Here is a 22,877-nt window from a genome sequence, read left to right on the forward strand (position 1 = left end):
CACCGGCCCCAAATGATCGCAGCTTCCCCATCTGGGTGCGCTAGTTCGATCTCGACATCCGCCGCATGCGGTTCCGATCAGGCACCGGGTCCAGCCCTGGCCATCGGGCTCGATCACCTGGACGCGGAAGCTGTGGACGCTGCTGGCGTAGCCCTCCTACGAGGGCGGCCACGGTCAGGGCGCCGGCGATTCTCTTGCGGAGCGAACGGGACACGGCACCGAACCGGCACCGACCGGCACCGCCGGCTGGCCGAAAAAAGTTCTCCGCTCGCGGCAACCCTGTGCGGGCCCTGTGACCACAAGGAGGCGTGTCCGGTCATCACGGTGCCCGGATTCGCTCTCTCCCGTGAACGTCATGCAAGGAGAACACCTCCCCCATGGACACCCCCACGAACGGCGGGCGCCGCGGGCGTCACCGCCGTCGCTGGACCGCGACCGGTCTGCTGCTCGGCGTGCCCGCCATCGTCGTGCCGTATCTCCTGTTCGCGCAGGAGGACTCGCAGGCCGCGACGGTCGACGGCAATGCCTACTACCGGCTGGTCTCCGTGCGCAGCGGCAAGGTGATGGACGTCAACGGCTTCTCCACCGCCGACGGCACCCGCATCCAGCAGTGGACCGACCAGAACACCGCCAACCAGCAGTGGAAGCTGAAGCCCACCGGGGACGGCTACTACGAGCTGGTGAACCGCAACAGCGGCAAAGTGCTGGGCATAGCGGGCGGTTCGACCGCCCAAGGGGCCGCCACCGAGCAGCAGACCGACAGCTCCTCCACCTCCCAGGAGTGGCGGATCAGCGATGTGAGCGGTTCCGACGCCGTCACCTTCACATCCCGCAAGAGCGGCCAGGTCCTGGACGTCTCCGGAGGCTCCACCGCCGAGGGCGCGGCAGTCATCCAATATCCCGGCCACGGCGGCGCCAACCAGCAGTGGAAGCTGGTGAAGACGGCAGAGGCCCCGACGGCCGGTACCGACAGTGCGCAGACCACGGCCGCGGCCGGACCGTACAGATGGAAGAACGCCCAGGTGGTGGGCGGCGGTTACGTCACCGGGCTGGTGTTCAACCAGAAGGAGAAGGGCCTGCTGTACGCGCGCACCGACATGGGCGGCGCCTACCGCTGGGACACCGCGGCCGAGCAGTGGATCCCGCTGACCGACTGGCTCGGCGAGAAGGACTGGAACCTTCTGGGCGTAGATGCGCTGGCCACCGACCCCGTCGACCCGGGCCGGCTCTACCTCGCGACGGGCACCTACACCAACGAGTGGGCCGGCAACGGCGCGATCCTGCGCTCCACCGACCGGGGCCGCACCTTCAGCCGCGTCAACCTGCCCTTCAAGCTGGGCGCCAACGAGCCCGGCCGCGGCGCGGGCGAGCGGCTGGTGATCGACCCCGCGGACAACGGCACCCTGCTGCTCGGCACCCGCAAGAACGGCTTGTGGCGCAGCACCGACCACGGCGCGACCTGGAACCAGGTCTCCTCGTTCCCCGTCAAGGACGGGGCGAGCAGCGGCGCGGGCATCTCCTTCGTGACGTACGGCCCGGCCGGCAGCAAGACGATCTACGTCGGCGTCGCCGACAAGTCCACGTCCCTGTACCGCTCCACCGATGGCGGCAGCAGCTGGCAGGCCGTCTCCGGGCAGCCCACCGGCCAGATGCCGCAGCACGGTGTGGTCTCCGGTGACGGGTCGCTGTACCTGTCCTACAGCAACAGCATCGGCCCCATGGACGCGACGGCGGGCTCGGTGTGGAAGTACACCCCGACCAGCGGGGCGTGGAAGAACGTCTCCCCGTCGCAGGGTGGTTACGGGTTCTCCGGTCTTGCTGTCGACCCACAGAAGCCGTCCACGGTGATGGTCACCACCCTGGACCGGTGGTGGCCCGAGGACGAGATCTACCGGACCACCGACGGCGGCACGACCTGGAAGGCCCTGGCCGACAAGTCGCAGCGCGATGCCTCCGGCGCTCCGTACGTCGGCACCCACACCGGGCACTGGATGACCGCGCTGGCCATCGATCCCTTCGACTCCGGGCACGCGCTGTACGGCACCGGCAACGGCATCTGGCGCAGCAAGGACGCCAATGCCTCCGACAGTGGTGGCACCAGCCACTGGGCCTCCGGGGCCCGGGGGCTGGAGGAGACCTCGCTGGCGGACGCGATCGCCCCTCCCGGCGGCGCCACCGTCATCACCTCCATGGGCGACCAGGGCGGCTTCCGCCACGACTCCCTGACCGAGGTGCCCGCCGGACGGCTGAAGAACCCGCTGATGAGCAGCAGCACCGATATCGACTTCGCCCAGTCCAACCCCTCGGTGATGGTCCGCGTCGGCACCGGCGGCGCGCAGGACGGCGCCTACTCCACCGACGGCGGCAGCACCTGGAACGGCTTCACCGCCGAACCGGTCCCCAGCGCGAACATGGGCCATGTCGCCCTCTCGGCGGACGGCTCCACCATCGTCTGGGCCGAATCGGGCCAGGCCCCCTACCGCTCGACCGACAAGGGGGCGAGCTGGTCGAAGGTCAGCGGCCTGGGCACCGACGCCGTGGTCGTCGCCGACCGCTCCTCGGCCAACACCTTCTACGCACTCACCAACGGCACAATCAACGCCAGCACCGACGGCGGCGCGACCTTCTCCCCCCGCGCCACGGGCCTGCCCTCCGGCAAGCTCACCGCCGTCCCCGGCATCAGCGGCGACCTGTGGATCTCCGGCGGCGACAGGGGGCTGCTGCACTCCACCGACGGCGGCCGCACCTTCACCACACTCAAGACAGTGCAGTCCGCCTCCGCCCTCGGCTTCGGCAAGGCCGCACCCGGCGCCAACTACCAGGCCCTCTACCTGATCGGCACCGTCGACAACGTCACCGGAGTCTTCCGCTCCACCGACAAGGGCGCCACCTGGCTCCGCGTCAACGACGACGCCCACCAGTGGGGCGCCATCGGCAGCCTCGGCGTCATCACCGGCGACCCCGACACCTACGGACGCGTCTACATCGGCACCAACGGACGCGGTCTTCAGTACGGCGACCCGTCCTGACCGCGGCACATCCCTGAGCGGGGCCGCAGGCACAGTCGCCTGCGGCCCCGCCCTGTCGGTTAATGTGCCCGGATGTCGAACGCGCATACGCATGGCGGCTATCGCACGGACGGCCTGTGGGCGGCCACCGGGATCTCGTTCGGTGCGGTCGTGGTCGGCTCGGGAGTGGCCCTGTTCGGCATGCTCGAGTTCGACGAGCAGTGCCAACAGGGGCTGATTCAGGGGCCGGGCCGGCTGCTGCGGGTGCGGGATCGGGCGTTTCCCCCGGCGACGATCTGCGAGTTCGAGCGGGGGGAGGTCTCCTCGATCGGGGGTTCGGGGGTGCTCAGCATGCTGCTCTGGGGCAGCTTCCTGGTCCTGGTCGTCTGCCTGCTCGTCGCGCTGGTGGCGGAGTGTTTCGAGCCGCGTCTCGGCGGCGGCTGGGTGGTGCCCATGTCCAGGGCGGCGAAGCTGCGCCGCACGGCGGCGGCGTTTTTCGTGACCGGCTCCGCGTTCCTCATGCTCTACGCCCTGGCCGGATGGCGGCTCTTCACGGGACCGTCGTCGGTCTGCTCCGCGGGGGCGGACTGGGGATTCCATCCGCCCAGGACGCTGGAGTACAGCTTCTTCCCCCCGCAGGCGACCTGCCAGTACGCCAGCGGCGAGATCTGGCTGCTGAACCCCGAGTGGGTGGCCTCACTCTCGGTGGAGCTGGCCGTTCCCGCGCTGATCGCGGGGGTCGGCTTCGTGCTGGCCTGGCGGCGCCGGAGTGCGGAGCGGCGGACGGCACGGCAGGACACCGACCCGTCGGTCTCCGATACTGCTGACCAAGGAGACACCGTCTAGCGCGCCGCCGGACTGCGTCTGCCGGACTGCGTGTACGGAAGCGGGCGAGCCGACCGAGGGGACCGTCGATGGCGGACGAGCGTGTGGACTACCCGGGGCTTGTCATCCCGGTCGGACATGTCGAGCCGGTGCCGCGGCGGATCCGGGGGCAGGTCGGCGGGCGGTGCGTGTTCGACACACGGCGGGCGTTGTACGTATGGGAATGGTCCGGGTATCCGCAGTACAGCATTCCGGTGCGGGATCTGGTCGACGCCGACCTCAGCGACGACGGCCGCGCCGGGCGGCTGAGTCCCGGGCCCGCGCGGCGGCACTCGCTGCGGGTCGGTTCCGAGGTCCGCGAGGGTGCGGCGTGGGTCTGGGACGAGGGAGCCCCGGAGGCACTCGTCGGCACGGCCCGTTTCCGCTGGGACGCGATCGACGCCTGGTACGAGGAGGAAGAGCAGGTCTTCGTGCACCCGAGGAGCCCGTACGCCCGGGTGGACGCGCTGCGCTCGTCCAGCAGCGTGCGCGTGGAGGTGGACGGCACCGTCCTGGCTGACGCGCCGTCCTCGGTGAAGCTCTTCGAAACCGGCCTGCCGACCCGTTACTACCTGGAGCGCAGCTTCGTCGACTGGACCCGGCTGCGTCCCTCGGACACGGTGACGCAGTGCCCGTACAAGGGCAGGACCAGCCAGTACTGGTCGTTCGCGGAGGGGGCCGTCGTCCATGACGATCTCGTCTGGGCGTACGACTTCCCTACGGTGGCGTGCGCCGCCGTCGCGGGGATGGTCGCGTTCTACAACGAGCGCGTCGACCTGTACGTGGACGGCGTCCTGCTCCCCCGGCCCACCGTGAGCCGCCCGCCGATGCCCCCGGCTTAGGGTGGGCGGCATGGCCGTGGTGGAAGTCGTGCAGTTGCTGGTGTCTCCCGTGCACCGGTACATGGGGCGGCCGTCGGAGGGACCCGCGGAAGCGGCCGGGCCGGAGCTGGTCCGCAGCGTCGAGGTGCGGCGGAACCTGGGCCTCGTGGGCGACCGCTACTACGCGCGCCCGGCCCATCGCGACGCCGCCGTCACGCTCATGGCGGCCGAGAACCTGCCGCTGGACATCAACCCGCACACCGATCTCACGCTCACGCGCCGCAACGTCCTGCTCCGCGGCGTCGACATCGACGCGTACGTCGGTTCGACGGTGTCGCTGGACACGGGCGCCGGCCCCGTCCTGCTGGCCGTACGCCGCCCGGCCCGGCCCTGCGCCTGGATGGACGCCGTCATCGGGCCGGGCGCGCAGCGCGCCCTGCGGGGCAAGGGCGGTGTGCGGTGTTCGCCGCTGTCGGACGGCATGCTCACCGTGGGGCAGGCGGAGTTCGCGGTCGTGGAGGAGCGGAACCCGGCCTGACCTGGGCGTCAACGGGTCGGGGTAGCCCTCAGGTGGCGGCGTTCCGCCAGTTCCTCCGCGCCGACCACGGTGAGCACCGGGGCGCCCGGCGGTGCGAACATCGTCACCACCAGCTGCGACTGCGCGTCCGGAAGGTTGTTGGCGCCCTGGTAGTGGATCACGTCTCCCCCGGGCTCGAACAGGGCGTCACCGGCCCTGAGCACGCGGGGCGGCTGACCCTCCAGCTCGAAGAGGATCTCGCCCTGGGTGACGTAACCGAAGAGCGGGCCGGGGTGCCGGTGCGGCGGTGCGCCGGGGTCACCGGGTGGGAGGGTGACCCGGATCGTCCGCGCCTCGGCGCCGGCCGGGATGCGGGCGGCCGCCTCCGGCAGGGTCGTGATCACCTCGACGCCCGGTGGCAGGTGTGCGTGCTCAGCGCTCATGCGTTCCTCCGTGCAGTGAGTGTTCGCAGGGAGGACCGGGCTGCCCCTCCGTTTGTGACGGCCGGCCCGTCGGCGAAGGAGATCCGCGGTCGGGTTTCGTCTCATCGGGATCTCGAAACCCCAGGTCAGTGAGGTGGCGCAGCTTTTCCCGTCCGGATCTGTGCCGACGGCCATAGCCAAGCGGGACGCGCGTGGGCTCATACTGAGCCATGACAAAGCCTGCGGCACAGAAGCGTCATCTGCCCACCAGCCCCTTCAAGGCACCCGTCACACCGGCTCCCAAACACTTCGCCATGGGCGACCAGGTCACACATGATGTGTACGGCCTCGGCCGGGTGGTCGGCGTCGAGGACGGAATCGCGGCGCTCGTCGATTTCGGCTCGGCGCAAATGCGGATCTTGAGCCCGTACGCCAAGATGACCAAGTTGTAGGACCGTTGTGCCCCTTCGCGGCACCCCAGGCGCCCCATCGGGGACCTGTAATGAAAGGCAGACCTCTCATCGACCCGACGTCGCTGTTCTCCGCCCTGGAAGGGCAACCCCGCCGTTCCGCCGCGGTGTCGCCGCCTCCGACGATCAAGCCCTTCCAGGCCCCGGACTTCGGAGAGGACGAAACCCTCTGGCCCGAGGAGGCACAGGAGGCACAGGAGGCACAGGAGCCGCGGGAGGTACAGAAGCCCGCCCCGCGCCCCCGCGCGACGCGTCCCAGGGCCGCCTAGGAGCCGGTCGCGCTGCCGCGCGGGACGCCGGTGCTGCCGGGAGCGAGTCCACAAGTGCCGGACTCGGTTGCCCCGTCCCGCCCCGTCATCCGCACCGCGACCCGGCCGTCCGGGTCCTGGCTGTAGGCGATCGTGCAGGTCAGCTGGCGTAGAGCGGTGCTGTCCAGGCCCTCCAGGGCGATGGGCAGGCGGGCGGTGACGCTGCCGTCCGAGGCGGACTTGACCTCCAGGAGCGCGCCGAGGCGGGCGCGGGGAAGGGCCGTGCTCAGGCCGGCGGCCCGGTCGTCCTTCCCCGGGCCGGCCAGCAAGGCCAGGACGACCTTCTCCGTCGGCACGGGCCCCTCCGTGTCGCGGTCCCCGGAGCCCGACTCGGCGTATCCGGCGCCGAACTCGGTCGAGGGCGCGGTCGTGCGGATCACGGGGCTCAGTCCTCCGTCGGGGGCACGGAAGAACAGCAGCATGTCGTAGTCGCGGTTGAAGAAGGCCTGGAAGCTGGCGGGACCGCCCGCCTCGATGACGTCGGTCTCCTGGATCCCGCACCCGCCGAGCAGCGGTATCGCCGCGACGGCGACGGCAGCCGCACGTCGGCGCCCGCGCGCACGCCTCATCCCCCGGCCTCCTCCGCGTGGAGCGGTAGCTCGACGGTGAAGACGGCGCCGCCCCCGGGCCGGTTCCCGGCGCGGATCGTGCCGCCGTGCAGCCGCACGTTCTCCTGGGTGATCGCCAGGCCCAGGCCGCTGCCGGCCGAGCGGGTGCGGGCCGCGTCGGCCTTGTAGAAGCGGTCGAAGATGTGCGGGAGCACCTCGGGCCGTATGCCGGGACCGCTGTCGGCGACCTCGGTGATCAGTACGGCCGCGGACGGGCACGTACCCGCCGGGCTCCCCTCGGCGCGCAGCCGTACCGTCACGGGCGCGCTGCCGTGGCGCAGGGCGTTGCCCACCAGGTTGGCGATCACGAGGTCGAAGCGGCGCGGGTCGAGGCGGGCGCGGATGCCGTCGGGCAGGTCGGTGCGGATGCGGTCGTCGGTCCAGTGCCGGTTGTCCAGGGTCTTGCGGATGGCCTCGGCGACGTCGACCTCGTCGGCGTTCAGCTCGGCCGCGCGGGCGTCGAAGCGGGAGATCTCCATCAGGTCCTCGACCAGCACGGCGAGCTTTCCGGTCTCCGCGCTGACCAGCCGGACCGCGCGGGCGGTGTCGGGGTCCAGGCGATCGGCGTCCTCGTCGAGGACCTCGGTGACGGCGAGCATTCCGGCGAGGGGCGTGCGCAGTTCGTGCGAGACGTCGGAGGCGAAGCGGCGGGCGCGGGCCTCGGCCTCGCGCAGCTCCCTTACGGAGGCCTCGAGTTCGGCCGCGGACTCGTTGAAGGTGCTGGCCAGGTCGGCCAGTTCGTCGCTGCCGCGCACGCGGATCCGGGTGTCGAGTCGGCCGCTGCCCATGCTGCGGGCGGCCTGGCGCAGTTCGCGCACGGGGCGCAGCACGCTGCGCGCGGCGAGCAGGCCGGGTATCAGCGCGACGACGAGGCCGGGCAGGGCGCCGTCGCGGGCGGCCATGAGGAGGGCGTCGACGTTGACCTGCTCGTCGGTCATCCGCATGACGGCGTACAGGACGAGTCCGCTGTTCAGCACGCTGTCGGGGCTCGCCTTGAAGACCATGGGCATGGCGATGGTCAGGTAGGGGACGCCGTCCTTGACGACCCGTTCGAAGCTGCCGTGGGGGTTGGCCCGTGCGGCGCGGCGCAGTTCGGGGGTGATGACGGTGGAAACGGGGTTCTCGCCCGAGGAGGCGCGGACCGAGCCGTACTCGGCGAAGACCACCCAGGGGTGCGGCTTGCCCTTGCGGGCGATGTCCCGCAGGAGGGACTCCAGGTCCTCCCCGCCCAGGACGGGCAGCCCGAAGCCGGTCTGCTGGACCTGGTCACGGAACGAGGTGACCGCCGTGTCCTGGGCGGTCTGCAGCATCGCGTTGCGGGCCTCGCGGTAGGTCAGCGCGGCCGTGGTGCCGGCGCTGACGGCGGCGACCAGGAGGAAGGCCAGCATCAGCCGGGTGCGCAGGCCGAACGCCCGGAACCGGGACCGCTCGTCGGCGGCCGTGTCTCCTTCCCGACCGCGGCCGGGACGGCGCCGCCCGGTGATCACAGCGGGCCGAAGCGGTAGCCGAAGCCCCGCAGGGTCTGGACGTAACGGGGGCTGCCGGCCTCGTCCTCGATCTTGCCGCGCAGGCGGGCGACGCAGGCGTCGACCAGCCGGGCGTCGGCGTGGTAGCTGTGGTCCCAGACGTGTTCCAGCAGTTGCTGCCTGCTGAACACCTGCTCGGGGGCGGCGGACAGGTGCATCAGGAGCTTGAGCTCGGAAGGGGCGAGCGCGAGCGGCCGACCGGCCTTGGCGACGGTCAGTCCGACCCGGTCGATGGTGAGTTCGCCGTAGTTCTCGATGGCCGGGCGGCCCTGGCCGCCGTCGTCCAGGCGGCGCAGTACGGCCCGGATCCGGGCTTCGATCACCTCGGTGCGGGCGGGCTTGACGATGTAGTCGTCGGCACCGGCCTCCAGGCCGATGACCACGTCGAAGTCGTCGCCGCGCGCGGTGAGCATGATGATCGGCAGCTGGCTGCGGTCGCGGACCTGGCGGCAGACCTGGACGCCGTTCATGCCGGGCAGCATCAGGTCCAGCAGGAGCAGGTCGGGGCGGAACTCGGCCAGGGCGGCGAGGCCGGCCTCACCGGTCGCGGCCGCCCGTACCTCGTGGCCGCGGCGGCGCAGACCGAGTTCGACCCCCTCGCGTACGGACGGGTCGTCCTCGATGAGGAGCACGCGGGGCATCGGCGATTCTCCCTCGGTGGTCAGGTCCGGGTCAGGCGCCGGCGCAGGCCGGCGATCAGCGCGTCGAGTTCGGCGAGCCGCAGCGGACGGGCGAGAAGGACGAAGGTGAGCGCGACGACGGCCGCGCCGGCAACGGTGGAGAGCACCGCTCCCCCCGGTTCGGTTCCCGAGGCCGCGAAGTGGCCCAGCGCGGTGGCGGGCACGGCGGCGAGCAGCAGCCGGGCGTGGGCGCCGGCGGCGGAGGAGCGCAGGGGGCGTGCGACGCCCAGCCGGCGGCTCAGCACCCGGCCGGTCACCGCCCAGCCCGCGCACAGCGCCAGCGAGTACGCCGCCGCCATGCCGGTCACGGCCCAGCGGGCCGGCAGCAGTTGCGCGGCGGCCACGGACAGTCCCGCGTTGAGGGCGACGATCACGAGGTTGAGCAGGAACGGCGTACGGGTGTCGCGGAGCGCGTAGAAGGCGCGGGAGAGGACGTACTGGCCGGACAGGGCGATCAGTCCCGGCGCGAAGGCCATCAGGATGCCGGCCATCGCGGCCGTGTCGGCGGTGCTGGTCCTGCCGTATCCGAAGACGAGGGCCATGACCGGCCGGGCGAGGGCGAACAGCGCGCAGGCGGCGGGTACGACGGCGCAGGCGCTGACGCGCAGGGCGTGCGAGACGTCGCGCCGCACGTCCGCGGTGTCCCCGTCGGCGGCGGCCGCGCTCATCCGGGGCATCAGCGCGGTCACCACGGAGACGGTGATGATGCCGTGCGGTACGACCCACAGGGCATAGGCGTTGTTGTACGCGCCGTAGCCGGGGCCGCCGTGGAGGCCCGCGGTCGTGGCCAGCCGGGTGGTGACCCAGTAGGCGGCCTGGTTGGCGAGGACCAGCAGCACCAGCCAGCCGGCCGCGCGCAGCGGGCGGGTCAGTCCGCTGCCGCGCCAGTCGAAGCGGGGCCGCCAGCGGAAGCGGGCCGCGCGCAGGGCGGGGACGAGGGCGAGGGCCTGGACGGCGATGCCGGCGGTGGTGCCCCAGCCGAGGACGGCGGTCTCGGTCGCGGTGAGGGTGTCGCCGCCGCCCAGGGACAGCGCCAGGTACAGGCCGAACACGGCCATGACGACGAGGTTGTTGAGGACCGGCGCCCACATCATCGCGCCGAACCTGCCGCGGGCGTTGAGTACCTGTCCGAGCAGCGTGAACAGGCCGAGGAAGAAGATCTGGGGCAGGCAGTAGCGGGCGAAGGCGATGGTCATGGCCGCCTGTTCGCCGGTGTAGTCGGTGTACGCGTCGACGATCGCGGGGGCCGCCCAGACAGCGGTCGCGGTGATGGCCAGCAGGGCGGCCACGCAGACGGTGACGAGCCGGTCGGTGTAGGCGACGCCCCCGTCCTCGTGCTCCTTGGCGGCCTTGACCAGCTCGGGCACGAAGACGGCGTTCATCGCGCCGCCGAGGAGCAGCATGTAGACGATGGTGGGCAGGGCGTTGCCGACCGCGTAGCCGTCGGGGACCGGCCCGATCGTGCCGATCGCCGCCGCGACGACGGCGGAGCGGGCGAAACCGGTCGCGCGGGAGACGAGGGATCCGGCGGCCATGACGGCGCTGCCGCGGGCGGTGGAGGTCTTCGCTTCCGGGCCCGCCTGCGTCGTGGTCTGTCTCATCGGCGGTTCAGGTACGCCTGGAAGGCGCGGTGGAGCGTGTGGTTGGCGCTGCCGGCCAAGGGTTTCTCCCATTCCCCCAACGTCTCGACGACCTGCCCTCCGGTGCCGAGCTTCCAGCGCAGCAGTCCGTACGCACGTTCGTCCGGATCGAGAGTGGAGGGTACCCCGCGCATGTCGTACACCTCGGCGCCGAGGGCGTGGGCGTCCAGCAGCATCCGCCACTGCAGGGCGTTGGAGGGCCGGACCTCGCGGCGGTGGTCGGCCGAGGCGCCGGTCTGGTACCAGGCCCGGCGGCCCACCGTGATCATCGTGTGGGCGGCGAGGATCTCCCCCTGGTGCCGGGCGAGGTACAGCTTCATCCGGCCCGGTTCCTCGGCGTTGAGCGCCTCGTACTGACGCTGGTAGTAGGCGAGCGAGCGGCCGAGGCGGAAACCGTCGCGTCGCTCGGTGATGCCCAGCAGCCGGTAGAACTCGGGGAGTTCGGCCGCGCTGCCCACGACCACCTCCACGCCCTCCTTCTGGGCCCGGCGGACGTTGCGCCGCCACTCCTGGTTGAGCCCGGACCACAGGTCCTGCGGGGTGCGTCCGGCGAGCGGCACGTGGAAGACGTGCCGGGGCTGGGCGTCCGCGTCCTCCCCGGTCCCGTCACCACCGCAGCGGCGCCAGCCCCGGGCCCGCAGCCGTTCGGCGACGGCGGTGCCGAGCGGGTCGACCTCGCTGGCGAGGACGTCGCCGAGGCGCCGGCCCGGTCCGGTGAGCGGCTTGAGCCGGGCGGCGTCCCAGCGCCGGTAGGCGGGCGACGGGCCGACGCGCACGGCGAACGCGCCCGCGCGGCGCAGGTGTTCGAGGAGCGGCCCGAGCCAGCCGTCGAGGTCGGGGTCGCTCCAGTCGGCGACGGGGCCTTCGGGGAGGTAGGCGAAGTACTTGCGGGTGCCGGGGAACTGACGCAGCAGCACCAGGGCCACGCCCCGCAGTTCGCCCGCCTGCGGATCCGGTCCCCAGCCGAGCAGCTGGGCGCGCCAGCCCTGCTTGACGTCGGCCCAGGACGGGCACTGGAGGAATCCGGCGCCGAGCGCGGCGCCCTCGGGGGACGCGAGGAAGGTGCGGTAGGTGTCCGCGGTGACGGTGCGCAGGACGGAGCCGCGGTCGGGTGCGTGGTGCGGGCGGCTGGGCGGAACGAGCAGCGCTGACACGGTCTGAGCCTCTCCTTCTCCCCGGACCTGTAGCGGGGACAGACAGGAGGCTCACAGCGGCTCATGACCGCTCCGTCCGGCGAATGTGACGGGACCATGACCGTTCCTCACCAGTCGCCGTCACATAGCTCCATAGCCGCTGACCTCGCCTTTTCCGGCTCTACAGTCACGACATCGCCGACTTCTTCCACTCGTTCGCTGCCTCCCGGAGGTCTCGTTGTCGCGCACCCGTGCCCTAGCCCAAGCCCGCGTCCGGGCCGCCGTCGTGGCCACCGCCCTGGCCGCCCTGCTGACGCCGCTGGCGGCCTGCTCGCCGGGCGGTTCCGCCGGCTCCCCCGGTTCCTCGGACGCCGAGGAGAAGCCGGCCGCCGCCGACCGCCCGGTCACGGTGACCGTCACACCCAAGGGCGAGCGGGTCCCGGCGGGCGAGCCCGTGAAGGTCACGGCCGCGGGCGGCAGGCTCACCTCGGTGACCGTCACCGACGGCGAGGGCCACCGGCTCGCCGGCAAGGTCGCCGCCGACGGCCGCTCGTGGGTCTCCGACCGCAAGTCCGTGCCCGGAGCGGCGTACACGGTGACGGCGGCGACCCGGAGCGAGGGCGGCACGGCCAAGAGCACCAGGGCGTCCTTCAGCACGGCCGAGGCCGGCAAGGTCAACAAGGTCGACTGGCGGCCGGGCACCGGCTCCACCGTCGGCGTCGCCCAGCCGATCTCCCTGGTCTTCGATAACCCGGTCGGGAACAAGGCCGAGGTCGAGAAGCAGCTCAGGATCACCGCCTCGAACGACACCGAGGGCTCCTGGGGCTGGATCCGCGACTGGTCGGGCCGGGACCGGGTGGACTGGCGGCCCAAGGAGTACTGGAAGCCGGGAACGAAGGTCACGCTGAACGCCGAGCTGAACGGCACCGATTCGGGCGCGGACGGCGGCTGGTTCGTACGGGACTACACGACCACCTTCACCATCGGCGCCCGGCAGATCGTCGAGGTCGACCTCGACAGCCATCGGCTCACTCTCGTCCGCGACGGCGAGACGGTCCGGCGCATACCGGTCTCCGGCGGCACGCCCGGCGGTGACAAGCGCTCCTGGCGCGGAACGGCCGTGCTCATGGCCAAGGAGGGCACGATCAACATGAACTCCGAGACGGTGGGTCTGGCCGACGCCTACAACAAGATGGTCGACTACTCGATGCGCCTGACCTGGTCGGGCATGTACGCGCACGCCGCCCCGTGGAACGCCCGCTACTTCGGCAACGCCAACCACAGTTCGGGATGCATAGGGATGAGCGACGCGAACGCGGCCTGGTTCTACGGGCAGGTGCGGCCGGGCGACCCGTTCGAGATCACCGGCAAGGACACCAAGGGCGTGGTCGCACCCGGGAACGGCTTCGGCGCGTGGAACCTCTCGTGGGCGGAGTGGCAGCGCAAGAGCGCGCTGCGCTGATGCCCGCAGGAGTAGCGTGGAAGTGGAGAGGACACGCTGCCGGAACCGCACGGGCAGGTGAGCACACCATGATCAGCGCGGCCGATGTCCGGGAGTGGCGGGAGCACGCCGTCGTCGACCCCAAGGGGCGCAAGATCGGCACGCTGGAGGCCGTCTACGTGGACACGGCCACGGACGAACCCGCCATGGCCACGGTCCGTACGGGGCTGCCCACCCGTCAGCGTCTGGTCTTCGTGCCCCTTGACGAGGCGGTCCTGGGGCCGGACTACCTCCGGGTCCCGCATGCGAAGGGGACGGTTCGCAAGGCGCCGTCGATCGGGACGGACGACGTGCTGCCGGCCGAGCAGGAGGAGACGATCTTCCGCTACTACGACATGGCCTACCGGCCGGGCGCCCACGGCGAACGTCAGCTCGCGCGCCGCTGATCGCCAGGAGGTGATCGGTCGATGGTGACCTTCCTGCTGCTCCTGCTGGTGGCGGTCGTCCTCGGAATCATCGGTGCGGCGGCGGACGGCCTGGGCTATCTGCTGGCCATCGGTGTCGTTCTGTTCCTGGCCGACGTGGCCTTCTTCGCGCTCGTGGTGTCACGACGCGTCCGCCGGCCTCCCGTGCGCTGACCTCCGCGCCGCGCGACCCTCGCGACGGATGAACATCTGTTACGGCGAGACCATGTTTCCCGGGCCGCCGGAGATAGGGTTGTGTCATGCCCGCTGAGAACGTCCCCGTCGCAGGGAACCTCGACGACGACGACTATCCCGCCTACACCATGGGCCGGGCCGCCGACGTCCTGGGCATCACCCCGGCGTTCCTCCGTGCCGTCGGCGAGGCCGAGCTGATCACGCCGCTGCGTTCGGAGGGCGGCCACCGCCGGTACTCCCGGCGCCAGTTGCGCAGGGCCGCCCGCGCCCGGGAACTCGTCGACCAGGGCACCCCCGTCGAGGCCGCCTGCCGGATCATCTCCCTGGAGGACCAGCTCGAGGACGCCCTGCGCCTGAACCGGGAGATGCGGCGGAGGCTGAACGAGAACGGCGCGGACGGCGCGGACGGCGCGGGCGGCGCGGGCGGCTAGCCGCGCGGCCCCGGATACCTGTTCGCGCGGCTGCAGAAATGCGGGGTGCGGCGGAACGAGAATTCCCGTGCGACCCAGGAAATCCCATGCCCCCTTCCTGTCGCCCCTGTGTTAACGTGATAGCAGTTGCAGTTTTGGTTGCCAGAGATTTGATTCTTTGCAGAGCTTTCCGGATCTTTCCGGAGGGGTGATCATCGCGGCGACTCGGATCCGTAAAGTGCGGATTCCGGCACTGCCCCCTTAGGGAGATTCAATATGGCATCTGGCACCGTGAAGTGGTTCAACGCGGAAAAGGGCTTCGGCTTCATCGAGCAGGAGGGTGGCGGCCCGGACGTCTTCGCCCACTACTCGAACATCGCCACCCAGGGCTTCCGCGAGCTTCAGGAAGGCCAGAAGGTTACCTTCGACGTCACGCAGGGCCAGAAGGGCCCGCAGGCCGAGAACATCGTTCCCGCCTGACGTTGACGCGAACTCGCAAGGCTGAGGCCCGCACTCTTTGGGGTGCGGGCCTTTTCGCATTTCTTTTCGGCTCATTCTTCTGATTCCTGAAGGTCCCCAGACAACTCCATGCGCTCACCCGCCAGAACTCACGCCCGCCCAGCAGCACGTGCCACCGCGCGCCCACAGGAGTTCGCCCTTCCGGTCACCCGTACGGAGCCACTGCCGGCGGTCACCTCCTTCGCCGAACTGGACATGCCCGCACGCCTGCTGGCCGCGCTCAGGGACCAGGGCGTGACCGAGCCCTTCCCGATCCAGGCGGCCACGCTGCCGAACGCGCTGGCCGGACGGGACGTACTGGGCCGCGGGCGCACCGGCTCGGGCAAGACGCTCGCCTTCGGCCTGCCCGTGCTGGCCCGGCTGGCCGGCCGGCGGGCCCAGCCCGGGCAGCCGCTCGCCCTCGTGCTCGTCCCCACCCGGGAACTGGCCCAGCAGGTCACCGACGCGCTCACCCCCTACGCCCGCGCCCTGCGGCTGCGGCTCGCCGCCGTCGTGGGCGGCATGGCCGTCAGCCGGCAGGTGACCGCGCTGCGCGCCGGCGCCGAGGTGGTGATCGCGACACCCGGCCGCCTCAAGGACCTCATCGACCGGGGCGACTGCCGGCTCGACCAGGTCGCCGTCACCGTCCTCGACGAGGCCGACCAGATGGCCGACATGGGCTTCATGCCCCAGGTCACCGCGCTGCTCGACCAAGTGGGGCGGGGCGGCCAGCGGTTGCTGTTCTCGGCCACCCTGGACCGCAACATCGACCTCCTGGTGCGCCGCTACCTCCACGACCCCGTGGTCCACTCGGTCGACCCGTCCGCGGGCGCCGTCAGCACCATGGAGCACCATCTGCTGCACGTGCACGACGCCGACAAGCGCGCCACCGCGACGGAGATCGCCGCGCGCGACGGGCGGGTGATCATGTTCCTGGACACCAAGCACGCGGCCGACCGGCTGGCCCGGCATCTGCTGTCCGTCGGTGTGCGCGCCTCGGCCCTGCACGGCGGCAAGTCCCAGCCGCAGCGCACCAAGACGCTGGCCCGGTTCAAGGACGGCCACGTCACGGTCCTGGTGGCCACCAACGTCGCCGCCCGCGGGATCCACGTCGACGACCTCGACCTCGTGGTGAACGTCGACCCGCCCGGTGACCACAAGGACTACCTGCACCGCGGCGGCCGTACCGCGCGGGCCGGCGAGTCCGGCACCGTCGTCACCCTCGTCCTGCCGCACCAGCGTCGCGCGATGGACCGGCTGATGGCGGACGCCGGCATCACACCGCGCTCGGTCCGGATCCGCCCGGGCGAGGCGGAACTGCATCGCATCACCGGCGCCCGGACCCCCTCCGGTGTACCCGTCACGATCACCGTGCCGGCCACCGAGGAGCGGGAACGCACGGAATCCCCCGGCCGCGGCCGCAGGGGACGGCGGTCGGGCCGGGCCGCCGGCCGTGGCGGCAACGGACGGGCCACCGCACGCTCCCGCCGCTCGGCGCCGCGAAACGACACCTGACCGGGGCCCGCCGCGCCCGGTTGTCCGCGAACTCCCCCGGAATTGTCCTTGATCGGTAACGGAGGGATCCCGTCGCCGCCGTCTCTCGTCCTGCCAGTTGGTCGCAAGGTGACCAAGGACCGGCGAGGAACTGCGCGAGATCGGGGCGGACATGGCACGGCACGGTGGTGGGCGGGGCTGGTACGGCAAGCTGGTCGGGGCGGCGCTCGGGGTGACGGTGCTCGCCACCGGCGCTTCCCTGTGGACCGCGCAGGCCGGTGCCGTGGGCGGCTCGTCGCCGAAGGCGTCCGCACCGGCCAGGCCGGGCGGTGAGGTCAAGCCGGTCGCGGTCTCCATCGTGCACGCCTCGGACAAGGGCGCGCGCGGCGTCAACATCACCATCGACGACGGACCCGACCCCGTGTGGACCCCTCAAGTGCTCGACGTGCTGCGGGAGTACGGCGTGAAGGCCACGTTCTGCATGGTCGGGACGCAGGCGCAGGCCCACCCCGGCCTCGTGAAGGAGGTGGTCGCGCAGGGGCACCGGCTGTGCGACCACTCGGTGGCGCACGACACCACCATGGACAAGCAGTCCCAGGCCTACCAGTCCCAGCAGATACTCGACGCCGAGCGCATGATCACCAAGGCGTCCGGGGGCGTACGGCCGATGTACTACCGCGCGCCCGGCGGGGCGTTCACCCCCTACAGCCGTACGCTCGCCGCCTCCCGGGGCATGCGCCCGCTGGGCTGGAACGTGGACACCAAGGACTTCGAGCAGCCGGGCGCGGACGCCATAGTCGCCACCGTCCAGCGGGAGTTGGCGAACGGGCCGACGCTGCTCTTCCACGACGCGGGCGGCGACCGCTCCCAGACCGTCGAGGCCCTGCGCCGGGTGCTGCCCTGGCTCAAGGAGCAGGGTTACTCCTTCGGCTTCCCGGTGCGCTGAGTCCCGCCGCGCCAGCGCGACATCGTCTGGTCGACGACGTTGTCCCACTGGCGCCGGACCTCGTCCTGGGAAGGGCGGTGGCCCTGGCGGATCCGCAGGAGTTCCTCCCGTACCTCCCGGCCGATCGCCGCCGAGGCGACGACGACGAGCATCGCGCCGAAGAGGGCCGAGACCATGCCGAAGACGGCGCCGGCCGCGCCGTAGCGTGCGGCGTAGGAGTTGAACAGGCGCGGCAGGTAGACGGTCGCGCCCACCGAGTAGGCGGCGGTCAGGACGGCCGCGATGACCGCGAACGGGAGCAGGACCGGCCAGGTGAGCCGCTTGGCCGAGAGGATCCAGCCGCTCCAGACGAAGAACACGACGGTGACCGGGACCTCGCACACCGCGGCCGCCAGCCCCAGCCGGCCCCCGCCCAGGACGGCGTACAGCCACCCGGTGATCGCGGTGAAGAGACTGAGCGTGCAGATCCACCACAGGCCGCCCCGGGTGTTGCGGACGCTGAGCGGCTTCAGTTCCCAGGTCTGCTCGAACAGCCGTTGTGTGGCACGCGAGAAGCTCAGGACCGAAATCGCCAGGAACACCGTCCCGAAGATGCCGACGCCGGCGTCCGCGGTCTCGGCGGAGAACACGGACCGGACGGCCTCGGCGCCCTCCCCGGTGAGGCCGTAGCGGTTGATGATCCGGTCCGCGGCCTCACCGCCGAAGACGGCACCGCTCAGCACCGCGAGGGGAATCAGCGAGGTCAGCGCGCCGGAGGCCAGGGCCATCGAGCGGTCGAAGCCCACGATCTTCTGGAACCTGTTGATGGTGCGCAGCACGAAGCTCGGACGCAGCCAGAACGTCAGCGTTCTGATGAGGCGCTCTCGGTTGGTTCCCCGCTCGCTGTCCTCCACCGGTTCGTGGCCCGCTGTGGCGAAGCGGAGGTCAGGACCGCAGGAACGCCAGGATGTCGGGGTTGAGGAGCTCGGGGTGCGTCGACAGCATCCCGTGCGGGAGACCCTCGTACGTCTTGAGCGTGCCGTTCTTGAGGAGTTCGGCCGTCAGGGGCGCCGAGTCGTCGTACGGGACGACCTGGTCGTCGGTGCCGTGGCAGACGAGGACCGGTACGTCGATCTGCTTGAGGTCCTCGGTGAAGTCGGTCTCCGAGAACGCCTTGACGCATTCGTAGTGGGCGTTGGCCGCGCCCATCATGGCCTGCCGCCACCAGTTGTCGATCAGTCCCTGTGACACCTTCGCACCCGGGCGGTTGAAGCCGTAGAACGGCCCGGAGGGGATGTCGATGAAGAACTGCGCCCGGTTGGCGGCGACACCGTCGCGGAAGCCGTCGAAGACCTCCAGGGGCAGGCCGCCCGGGTTGGACTCCGTCTGGAGCATGATGGGCGGCACCGCGCCCACCAGCACCGCCTTGGAGACGCGGCCCGGCTTGGCACGGGCGACGTAGCGGGCGACCTCGCCGCCGCCGGTGGAGTGGCCGATGTGGGCGGCGCCCTGGAGGTCGAGCGCGTCCGTGAGGGCGATCACGTCCGCGGCGTAGGTGTCCATCTCGTGGCCGGTCGCGGTCTGGGTGGAGCGTCCGTGGCCGCGGCGGTCGTGGGCGATGACGCGGTAGCCCTGCGCCAGGAAGAACAACATCTGGTTGTCCCAGTCGTCGGCGCTCAGGGGCCATCCGTGGTGGAAGACGACCGGCTGGCCGTCGCGTGGACCCCAGTCCTTGTAGAAGATCGTGGTGCCGTCGTCGGTGGTGACTGTACCCATCGCTGATCCTCCGCTCGTCCGGGCGCGCCCCGGCGGCACAACGGGTGTGGGGGGCACGCGGACCGACGAATTCACGCCCTGGGGTGGGCGCGGTCTGGACGTACCCGCGTCACATTACGCTCGGGGCGGGAAGGGCACATCCGCAGACGGCCGACGGGATGTCAGTGCCGGCTGTTGGCTTCCGGCGTCTCGAGGAGAACGCGAAGTCTCGAGGAGGACGCGAAGGGAGACGTGCGGTGGGGGCTTCGGACTGGGACTACTGCGTGCCGTACCACGAGGACCTGGAGGCCAGGAGCTCGCGCGCCTCCTCGGCCGTCACGGGCTCGACGGTGTTGTAGTCCGGGGTGTCGTCGGGCCCCAGCACATGGAACACGTCCAGGAGGACGGACCGGCTGACCCGTGCCCACATCAAGGACTTCGACGTGTTCCCCCGCTCGCGATGGGTCGGCCCGTGCGCGGTGCTGCACGACGACCAGGGGGAGCCCCGGGAGATCTTCTTCTGGGGACATTCCGGCGACTGATCCCGGCCGGCGTCCCGCTTAGGCTGAACCCCGCCCGGACCCCGCACCCGAAGGACAGGAGGCCCACATGGCCGTACCGACGTCGATCGACGCCATGCTGGCCGAGGTCATGGCGGAGCTGGCCGGGCTGGAGGATCCCAAGGCGCGGGCCGTGAACGAGCGGCACGGTGACGATCACGGGGTGAACCTCGGCAAGCTGCGGGCGCTCGCCAAGCGGCTGAAGACCCAGCAGGAGCTCGCGGTCCGGCTCTGGGGGACCGGGGACAGCGCGGCTCGGCTGCTCGCCCTGCTGGTGTGCCGGCCGAAGGCCTTCGGGCGGGACGAGCTGGACGGCATGCTGCGCGAGGCCCGCACGCCCAAGGTGCACGACTGGCTCGTGAACTACGTGGTGAAGAAGAGCCCGCACTGCGAGGAGCTGCGGCAGGCGTGGTTCGCTGATCCGGATCCGGTGGTCGCCAGTGCCGGGTGGGCGCTGACCACCGAACGCGTGGCGAAGAAGCCCGAGGGCCTCGACCTCGGGGGGCTGCTCGACATCGTCGAGGCCCGGATGAAGGACGCCCCGGACCGGCTGCAGTGGGCCATGAACCACTGCCTGGCCCAGATCGGGATCGAGCACCCGGCGCACCGCGCCCGTGCGCTCGACATCGGTGAGCGCCTGGAGGTGCTGAAGGACTATCCGACTCCCCCGGGCTGTACGTCCCCGTTCGCACCGGAGTGGATCAACGAGATGGTGCGTCGGAAGGACGGGCGGTAGGAAGCGGTCCGCCGCGGCGGGCGCCCGCGGCACGGGCACCCGCCGCGGCGGGCGGATCAGGCCGCCGTCCCGACCGCCGAACCCGCCTTCGCCGGCTGTCGCACGACACGGCGGCGTCGGGTCGGGATGCCGAGCATCGGGTTGGCGACTCCCCAGGCGGCGCCCTTGCAGACCAGCTCCTTGTAGCCGGCGGCGAACCGGCCGGTCAGGGCCGCGTTCACGGCGCGGTCGTCGGCGGTGACGTACTGGATCAGGCCCTCCTTGCGGCCGAGCGAGACGCATTGGTTGAAGTAGCGCAGGGGGGCGTCCGGCAGCTTGCCGCCGGTCAGCCGGGCCGCGATGGAGTCGGCGGCCTGCCAGGCCATGGGGGTGCCCGAGGCGCAGGACATCCGCAGCGGCTTGTCGCCGGGGCCCATCGCCAGGGCGGCGTCGCCGACGGCGTACACCTCCGGGTGCGAGACCGAGCGCATGGTGCCGTCGACCACGATCCGGCCGGTGTCGGTGACCTCCAGGGTGGTGTTCCGCGCGATCGGGTGTACGGCGAAGCCGGCGGTCCACACGGTCACCGCGGCCGGGATGGCCGTGCCGTCGGCGGTGGTCACGCGGTCGGCGTCGACGGCGGTGATTTCGGTGTGCTCGTGGACCGTGATGCCGAGCCGGTCGAAGACCTTGCGCACATGCCGGGCGCCCTTGGGCGAGAGCCAGTCGCCGAGACCGGCACGGGCGGCCAGCGCGACGTCGAGGTCGGGGCGGGCCTCGGCGATCTCGGTCACGGCCTCCAGGCCGGTGAGACCGCCGCCGACCACGAGCACGGACTGTCCGGCGGCCAGCTGGGCCAGGCGCTCGCGCAGCCGGAGGGCTCCGGCGCGCCCGGCGATCTGGTGGGCGTGCTCGGCGGCGCCGGGGACGCCGTGGTCGTTCCAGTCGCTGCCGAGGGCGTACACGAGGGTGTCGTACTCCAGCTCCTCGGGATCGGCCCCCTCGCCGCCGTGCGTGTCGACGACGTGGACCCTCCTGCGGTCGGCGTCGACGCCCGTGACCCTGGCGAGCCTCAGTTCGACGCCGGTGCCCGCGAACATCTCGCTGAAGGGGCGGGCCTTGAGGTCCTGGCCGACCGCGAGCTGGTGCATCCGCACGCGCTCGACGAAGTCGGGTTCGGCGTTGACGAGGGTGATGGCGACATCCTCGCGGTGCAGCCGCCTGGCGAGGCGACCGGCGGCGATGGCTCCGGAGTATCCGGCTCCGAGGACGACGATGCGGTGCTGCATGTCCGGCTCCTGTCTGCATCGGGTTCGCCCCTTGAACCGGACGGCCCGCCGTTTCCTGACAGGAACCGGGTGTGAAGCACGTCACATCATGGTCAGAACGCGAGGAACAGGGGCTCCCCGTGGTCCGTCGCCGCCCATCGCTCGGTCGCGCGGTCGAGTTTGTCGGGGTTGACCTGGTTGCGGAACCCGGCGATGCCGTCCGCGGTCACCTCCAGGCACATGATGCCGACGACCCGCCCGGCGACGACCGCGACCACGGCCGGGTCGCCGTTGGCGGTGGTGGCGTACACCTCCATGGACCCGCCGACGAGAGAGCGCTTGGCCGCGCTGGGCTTGAACAGACCCCGCATGAACTTCGCGACCGCCACCGCGCCCTCGAACGCCTTGGCCCGGGCCGGGACCTTCCCGCCGCCGTCGCCGATCGAGACGGCGTCCTGGGTGAGCAGCGCCACCAGCGGCTCGGTACGGCCGCTGGTGGCGGCGGCGAGGAACTCCTCGACGATCCGCCGGGCGGCGGCCTCGTCGACCTCGGTGCGGGCCTTGCCCGCCGCGACGTGCTTCCTGGCCCGGTGGAAGATCTGCTGGCTCGCGGCCTCGGTGAGGTCGAGGATCTCGGCGATCTCGCGGTGCGCGTAACCGAAGGCCTCGCGCAGCACGTACACCGCCCGCTCGCCCGGGGACAGGCGCTCCAGCACGGCGAGGACCGCGAACGAGACCGACTCGCGCTGCTCGGCGGTGTCGGCCGGGCCGAGCATCGGGTCGCCCTCGAGCAGCGGCTCGGGCAGCCACTGGCCCACGTAGGTCTCGCGGCGCGCGCGGGCCGAGGTGAGCTGGTTGAGGCACAGGTTGGTAAGGACCTTCGTCAGCCACGCCTCGGGGACCTCGACCCGGTCGACGTCGGCGGCCTGCCAGCGCAGGAACGTCTCCTGTACGGCGTCCTCGGCCTCGCTCGCGGAGCCGAGCAGGCGGTAGGCGATGGCGCCCAGCCGGGGTCGCGCCGCCTCGAACCGGTCCACGTCGTTCAGGGTCAGGGCCATGGGCCGGATCCTAGCTTTCCCAACGGGATCGCCGGCTGCGCGTGGCGCGGGGCCGCCGCGAGGGTAGGGGCACCCCCGACGACGCCGGGTGCCGCCC

Annotated in this window: 25 protein-coding genes; 14 read left to right on the forward strand and 11 right to left on the reverse strand. The window is 71.6% G+C overall.

The features are described 5' to 3' along the window. Positions 1 to 377: 377 nt before the first annotated feature. The 4 genes from ACIRD7_RS29215 (at position 378) to ACIRD7_RS29230 (ending at position 5,231) form a co-directional block, all read left to right on the forward strand. Positions 378 to 3,029 carry an RICIN domain-containing protein gene (locus tag ACIRD7_RS29215; RefSeq protein WP_403458275.1) on the forward strand — a complete coding sequence of 884 codons (2,652 nt, stop codon included), beginning with the start codon at positions 378 to 380 and terminating at the stop codon, positions 3,027 to 3,029. Between the two features lie 72 nt (positions 3,030 to 3,101). Next, the gene (locus ACIRD7_RS29220; protein WP_403458277.1) at positions 3,102 to 3,854 is read left to right on the forward strand and encodes a hypothetical protein; all 753 of its coding nucleotides are present in this window, start codon (positions 3,102 to 3,104) and stop codon (positions 3,852 to 3,854) included. A 68-nt stretch (positions 3,855 to 3,922) separates the two neighbouring features. Continuing rightward, a complete protein-coding gene (locus tag ACIRD7_RS29225; protein ID WP_403458279.1) occupies positions 3,923 to 4,714 on the forward strand; it encodes a DUF427 domain-containing protein in 792 nt (263 codons plus the stop codon). A 10-nt stretch (positions 4,715 to 4,724) separates the two neighbouring features. Further along, positions 4,725 to 5,231, forward strand: coding sequence for a molybdenum cofactor biosysynthesis protein (locus ACIRD7_RS29230; RefSeq protein ID WP_403458281.1), 507 nt, complete (start codon positions 4,725 to 4,727; stop codon positions 5,229 to 5,231). Between the two features lie 8 nt (positions 5,232 to 5,239). On the opposite strand, the gene ACIRD7_RS29235 is transcribed toward ACIRD7_RS29230, so the two are convergent. Continuing rightward, positions 5,240 to 5,653 (reverse strand): cupin domain-containing protein, encoded by a 414-nt coding sequence (locus ACIRD7_RS29235; RefSeq protein ID WP_403458283.1) that lies wholly within the window; start codon positions 5,651 to 5,653, stop codon positions 5,240 to 5,242. 209 nt (positions 5,654 to 5,862) lie between these two features. Between ACIRD7_RS29235 and ACIRD7_RS29240 the strand changes: the two genes are divergently transcribed. Both ACIRD7_RS29240 and ACIRD7_RS29245 read left to right on the forward strand, forming a co-directional pair. After that, entirely contained in the window at positions 5,863 to 6,084 is a 222-nt protein-coding gene (locus ACIRD7_RS29240; RefSeq protein WP_403458285.1) for a hypothetical protein, read from the forward strand. 50 nt (positions 6,085 to 6,134) lie between these two features. Next, positions 6,135 to 6,371, forward strand: coding sequence for a hypothetical protein (locus tag ACIRD7_RS29245; protein ID WP_403458287.1), 237 nt, complete (start codon positions 6,135 to 6,137; stop codon positions 6,369 to 6,371). On the opposite strand, the gene ACIRD7_RS29250 is transcribed toward ACIRD7_RS29245, so the two are convergent. From ACIRD7_RS29250 to ACIRD7_RS29270, 5 genes are all read right to left on the reverse strand, one after another. Beyond that, a complete protein-coding gene (locus ACIRD7_RS29250) occupies positions 6,368 to 6,979 on the reverse strand; it encodes a hypothetical protein (protein WP_403458289.1) in 612 nt (203 codons plus the stop codon). The two genes, ACIRD7_RS29245 and ACIRD7_RS29250, sit on opposite strands and share 4 nt — an antisense overlap. After that, positions 6,976 to 8,406, reverse strand: coding sequence for an ATP-binding protein (locus tag ACIRD7_RS29255; protein WP_403458853.1), 1,431 nt, complete (start codon positions 8,404 to 8,406; stop codon positions 6,976 to 6,978). The genes ACIRD7_RS29250 and ACIRD7_RS29255 overlap by 4 nt, the downstream gene beginning before the upstream one ends. Positions 8,407 to 8,501: 95 nt before the next feature. Continuing rightward, positions 8,502 to 9,185 carry a response regulator gene (locus tag ACIRD7_RS29260; RefSeq protein ID WP_403458291.1) on the reverse strand — a complete coding sequence of 228 codons (684 nt, stop codon included), beginning with the start codon at positions 9,183 to 9,185 and terminating at the stop codon, positions 8,502 to 8,504. Positions 9,186 to 9,205: 20 nt separating this feature from the next. Further along, complete coding sequence (gene murJ, locus ACIRD7_RS29265; protein WP_403458292.1) at positions 9,206 to 10,825, reverse strand: murein biosynthesis integral membrane protein MurJ; 1,620 nt, start codon at positions 10,823 to 10,825, stop codon at positions 9,206 to 9,208. Beyond that, positions 10,822 to 12,018 carry a lipid II:glycine glycyltransferase FemX gene (locus ACIRD7_RS29270; protein ID WP_403458295.1) on the reverse strand — a complete coding sequence of 399 codons (1,197 nt, stop codon included), beginning with the start codon at positions 12,016 to 12,018 and terminating at the stop codon, positions 10,822 to 10,824. Before ACIRD7_RS29270 ends, murJ begins: the two co-directional genes overlap by 4 nt. A 217-nt stretch (positions 12,019 to 12,235) precedes the next feature. On the opposite strand from ACIRD7_RS29270, the gene ACIRD7_RS29275 reads away from it, so the two are divergent. From ACIRD7_RS29275 to ACIRD7_RS29305, 7 genes are all read left to right on the forward strand, one after another. Continuing rightward, the gene (locus tag ACIRD7_RS29275) at positions 12,236 to 13,459 is read left to right on the forward strand and encodes an Ig-like domain-containing protein (protein WP_403458297.1); all 1,224 of its coding nucleotides are present in this window, start codon (positions 12,236 to 12,238) and stop codon (positions 13,457 to 13,459) included. Between the two features lie 68 nt (positions 13,460 to 13,527). Continuing rightward, positions 13,528 to 13,884 carry a PRC-barrel domain-containing protein gene (locus tag ACIRD7_RS29280; protein ID WP_403458299.1) on the forward strand — a complete coding sequence of 119 codons (357 nt, stop codon included), beginning with the start codon at positions 13,528 to 13,530 and terminating at the stop codon, positions 13,882 to 13,884. A 21-nt stretch (positions 13,885 to 13,905) separates the two neighbouring features. Next, a complete protein-coding gene (locus ACIRD7_RS29285) occupies positions 13,906 to 14,076 on the forward strand; it encodes a hypothetical protein (protein ID WP_403458301.1) in 171 nt (56 codons plus the stop codon). Between the two features lie 86 nt (positions 14,077 to 14,162). Further along, positions 14,163 to 14,528, forward strand: coding sequence for a MerR family transcriptional regulator (locus ACIRD7_RS29290; protein ID WP_403458303.1), 366 nt, complete (start codon positions 14,163 to 14,165; stop codon positions 14,526 to 14,528). Between the two features lie 255 nt (positions 14,529 to 14,783). Next, a complete protein-coding gene (locus tag ACIRD7_RS29295; protein WP_031482971.1) occupies positions 14,784 to 14,987 on the forward strand; it encodes a cold-shock protein in 204 nt (67 codons plus the stop codon). Between the two features lie 108 nt (positions 14,988 to 15,095). Continuing rightward, entirely contained in the window at positions 15,096 to 16,520 is a 1,425-nt protein-coding gene (locus ACIRD7_RS29300) for a DEAD/DEAH box helicase (protein ID WP_403458305.1), read from the forward strand. A gap of 151 nt (positions 16,521 to 16,671) precedes the next feature. After that, positions 16,672 to 17,445 carry a polysaccharide deacetylase family protein gene (locus ACIRD7_RS29305; protein ID WP_403458308.1) on the forward strand — a complete coding sequence of 258 codons (774 nt, stop codon included), beginning with the start codon at positions 16,672 to 16,674 and terminating at the stop codon, positions 17,443 to 17,445. Here the strand turns inward: ACIRD7_RS29305 and ACIRD7_RS29310 are convergent. From ACIRD7_RS29310 to ACIRD7_RS29320, 3 genes are all read right to left on the reverse strand, one after another. Further along, complete coding sequence (locus ACIRD7_RS29310; RefSeq protein WP_403458309.1) at positions 17,418 to 18,338, reverse strand: YhjD/YihY/BrkB family envelope integrity protein; 921 nt, start codon at positions 18,336 to 18,338, stop codon at positions 17,418 to 17,420. The two genes, ACIRD7_RS29305 and ACIRD7_RS29310, sit on opposite strands and share 28 nt — an antisense overlap. 31 nt (positions 18,339 to 18,369) lie before the next feature. Beyond that, positions 18,370 to 19,200, reverse strand: a complete 831-nt coding sequence (locus ACIRD7_RS29315; protein ID WP_403458312.1) for an alpha/beta fold hydrolase — start codon at positions 19,198 to 19,200, stop codon at positions 18,370 to 18,372. Between the two features lie 256 nt (positions 19,201 to 19,456). Continuing rightward, the gene (locus ACIRD7_RS29320; protein ID WP_403458314.1) at positions 19,457 to 19,609 is read right to left on the reverse strand and encodes a hypothetical protein; all 153 of its coding nucleotides are present in this window, start codon (positions 19,607 to 19,609) and stop codon (positions 19,457 to 19,459) included. A gap of 179 nt (positions 19,610 to 19,788) precedes the next feature. Between ACIRD7_RS29320 and ACIRD7_RS29325 the strand changes: the two genes are divergently transcribed. After that, positions 19,789 to 20,475: a DNA alkylation repair protein gene (locus tag ACIRD7_RS29325; RefSeq protein ID WP_403458317.1), complete on the forward strand. Its 687-nt coding sequence runs from the start codon at positions 19,789 to 19,791 to the stop codon at positions 20,473 to 20,475. A 56-nt stretch (positions 20,476 to 20,531) separates the two neighbouring features. Here the strand turns inward: ACIRD7_RS29325 and ACIRD7_RS29330 are convergent, their stop codons facing one another. Beyond that, positions 20,532 to 21,743 (reverse strand): NAD(P)/FAD-dependent oxidoreductase, encoded by a 1,212-nt coding sequence (locus tag ACIRD7_RS29330; RefSeq protein ID WP_403458320.1) that lies wholly within the window; start codon positions 21,741 to 21,743, stop codon positions 20,532 to 20,534. A gap of 92 nt (positions 21,744 to 21,835) precedes the next feature. Then, positions 21,836 to 22,780, reverse strand: a complete 945-nt coding sequence (locus ACIRD7_RS29335) for an RNA polymerase sigma-70 factor (RefSeq protein WP_403458321.1) — start codon at positions 22,778 to 22,780, stop codon at positions 21,836 to 21,838. Between the last annotated feature and the right edge of the window lie 97 nt (positions 22,781 to 22,877).

This window comes from Streptomyces sp. NPDC093568 (assembly GCF_044764945.1).
GTDB lineage: Bacteria > Actinomycetota > Actinomycetes > Streptomycetales > Streptomycetaceae > Streptomyces.

What these genes read in the sequence shown, in the direction of transcription:
- ACIRD7_RS29250 (WP_403458289.1), bottom strand. Translation starts at nt 6,979, where the DNA reads ATGAGGCGTGCGCGCGGGCGCCGACGTGCGGCTGCCGTCGCCGTCGCG.
- ACIRD7_RS29220 (WP_403458277.1), top strand. Translation starts at nt 3,102, where the DNA reads ATGTCGAACGCGCATACGCATGGCGGCTATCGCACGGACGGCCTGTGG.
- ACIRD7_RS29330 (WP_403458320.1), bottom strand. Translation starts at nt 21,743, where the DNA reads ATGCAGCACCGCATCGTCGTCCTCGGAGCCGGATACTCCGGAGCCATC.
- ACIRD7_RS29245 (WP_403458287.1), top strand. Translation starts at nt 6,135, where the DNA reads ATGAAAGGCAGACCTCTCATCGACCCGACGTCGCTGTTCTCCGCCCTG.
- ACIRD7_RS29240 (WP_403458285.1), top strand. Translation starts at nt 5,863, where the DNA reads ATGACAAAGCCTGCGGCACAGAAGCGTCATCTGCCCACCAGCCCCTTC.
- ACIRD7_RS29300 (WP_403458305.1), top strand. Translation starts at nt 15,096, where the DNA reads ATGCGCTCACCCGCCAGAACTCACGCCCGCCCAGCAGCACGTGCCACC.
- ACIRD7_RS29335 (WP_403458321.1), bottom strand. Translation starts at nt 22,780, where the DNA reads ATGGCCCTGACCCTGAACGACGTGGACCGGTTCGAGGCGGCGCGACCC.
- ACIRD7_RS29305 (WP_403458308.1), top strand. Translation starts at nt 16,672, where the DNA reads ATGGCACGGCACGGTGGTGGGCGGGGCTGGTACGGCAAGCTGGTCGGG.
- ACIRD7_RS29260 (WP_403458291.1), bottom strand. Translation starts at nt 9,185, where the DNA reads ATGCCCCGCGTGCTCCTCATCGAGGACGACCCGTCCGTACGCGAGGGG.
- ACIRD7_RS29215 (WP_403458275.1), top strand. Translation starts at nt 378, where the DNA reads ATGGACACCCCCACGAACGGCGGGCGCCGCGGGCGTCACCGCCGTCGC.
- ACIRD7_RS29295 (WP_031482971.1), top strand. Translation starts at nt 14,784, where the DNA reads ATGGCATCTGGCACCGTGAAGTGGTTCAACGCGGAAAAGGGCTTCGGC.
- ACIRD7_RS29225 (WP_403458279.1), top strand. Translation starts at nt 3,923, where the DNA reads ATGGCGGACGAGCGTGTGGACTACCCGGGGCTTGTCATCCCGGTCGGA.
- ACIRD7_RS29315 (WP_403458312.1), bottom strand. Translation starts at nt 19,200, where the DNA reads ATGGGTACAGTCACCACCGACGACGGCACCACGATCTTCTACAAGGAC.
- ACIRD7_RS29255 (WP_403458853.1), bottom strand. Translation starts at nt 8,406, where the DNA reads ATGCTGGCCTTCCTCCTGGTCGCCGCCGTCAGCGCCGGCACCACGGCC.
- ACIRD7_RS29325 (WP_403458317.1), top strand. Translation starts at nt 19,789, where the DNA reads ATGGCCGTACCGACGTCGATCGACGCCATGCTGGCCGAGGTCATGGCG.
- ACIRD7_RS29320 (WP_403458314.1), bottom strand. Translation starts at nt 19,609, where the DNA reads ATGTGGGCACGGGTCAGCCGGTCCGTCCTCCTGGACGTGTTCCATGTG.
- ACIRD7_RS29235 (WP_403458283.1), bottom strand. Translation starts at nt 5,653, where the DNA reads ATGAGCGCTGAGCACGCACACCTGCCACCGGGCGTCGAGGTGATCACG.
- ACIRD7_RS29285 (WP_403458301.1), top strand. Translation starts at nt 13,906, where the DNA reads ATGGTGACCTTCCTGCTGCTCCTGCTGGTGGCGGTCGTCCTCGGAATC.
- ACIRD7_RS29280 (WP_403458299.1), top strand. Translation starts at nt 13,528, where the DNA reads ATGATCAGCGCGGCCGATGTCCGGGAGTGGCGGGAGCACGCCGTCGTC.
- ACIRD7_RS29290 (WP_403458303.1), top strand. Translation starts at nt 14,163, where the DNA reads ATGCCCGCTGAGAACGTCCCCGTCGCAGGGAACCTCGACGACGACGAC.
- murJ (WP_403458292.1), bottom strand. Translation starts at nt 10,825, where the DNA reads ATGAGACAGACCACGACGCAGGCGGGCCCGGAAGCGAAGACCTCCACC.
- ACIRD7_RS29230 (WP_403458281.1), top strand. Translation starts at nt 4,725, where the DNA reads ATGGCCGTGGTGGAAGTCGTGCAGTTGCTGGTGTCTCCCGTGCACCGG.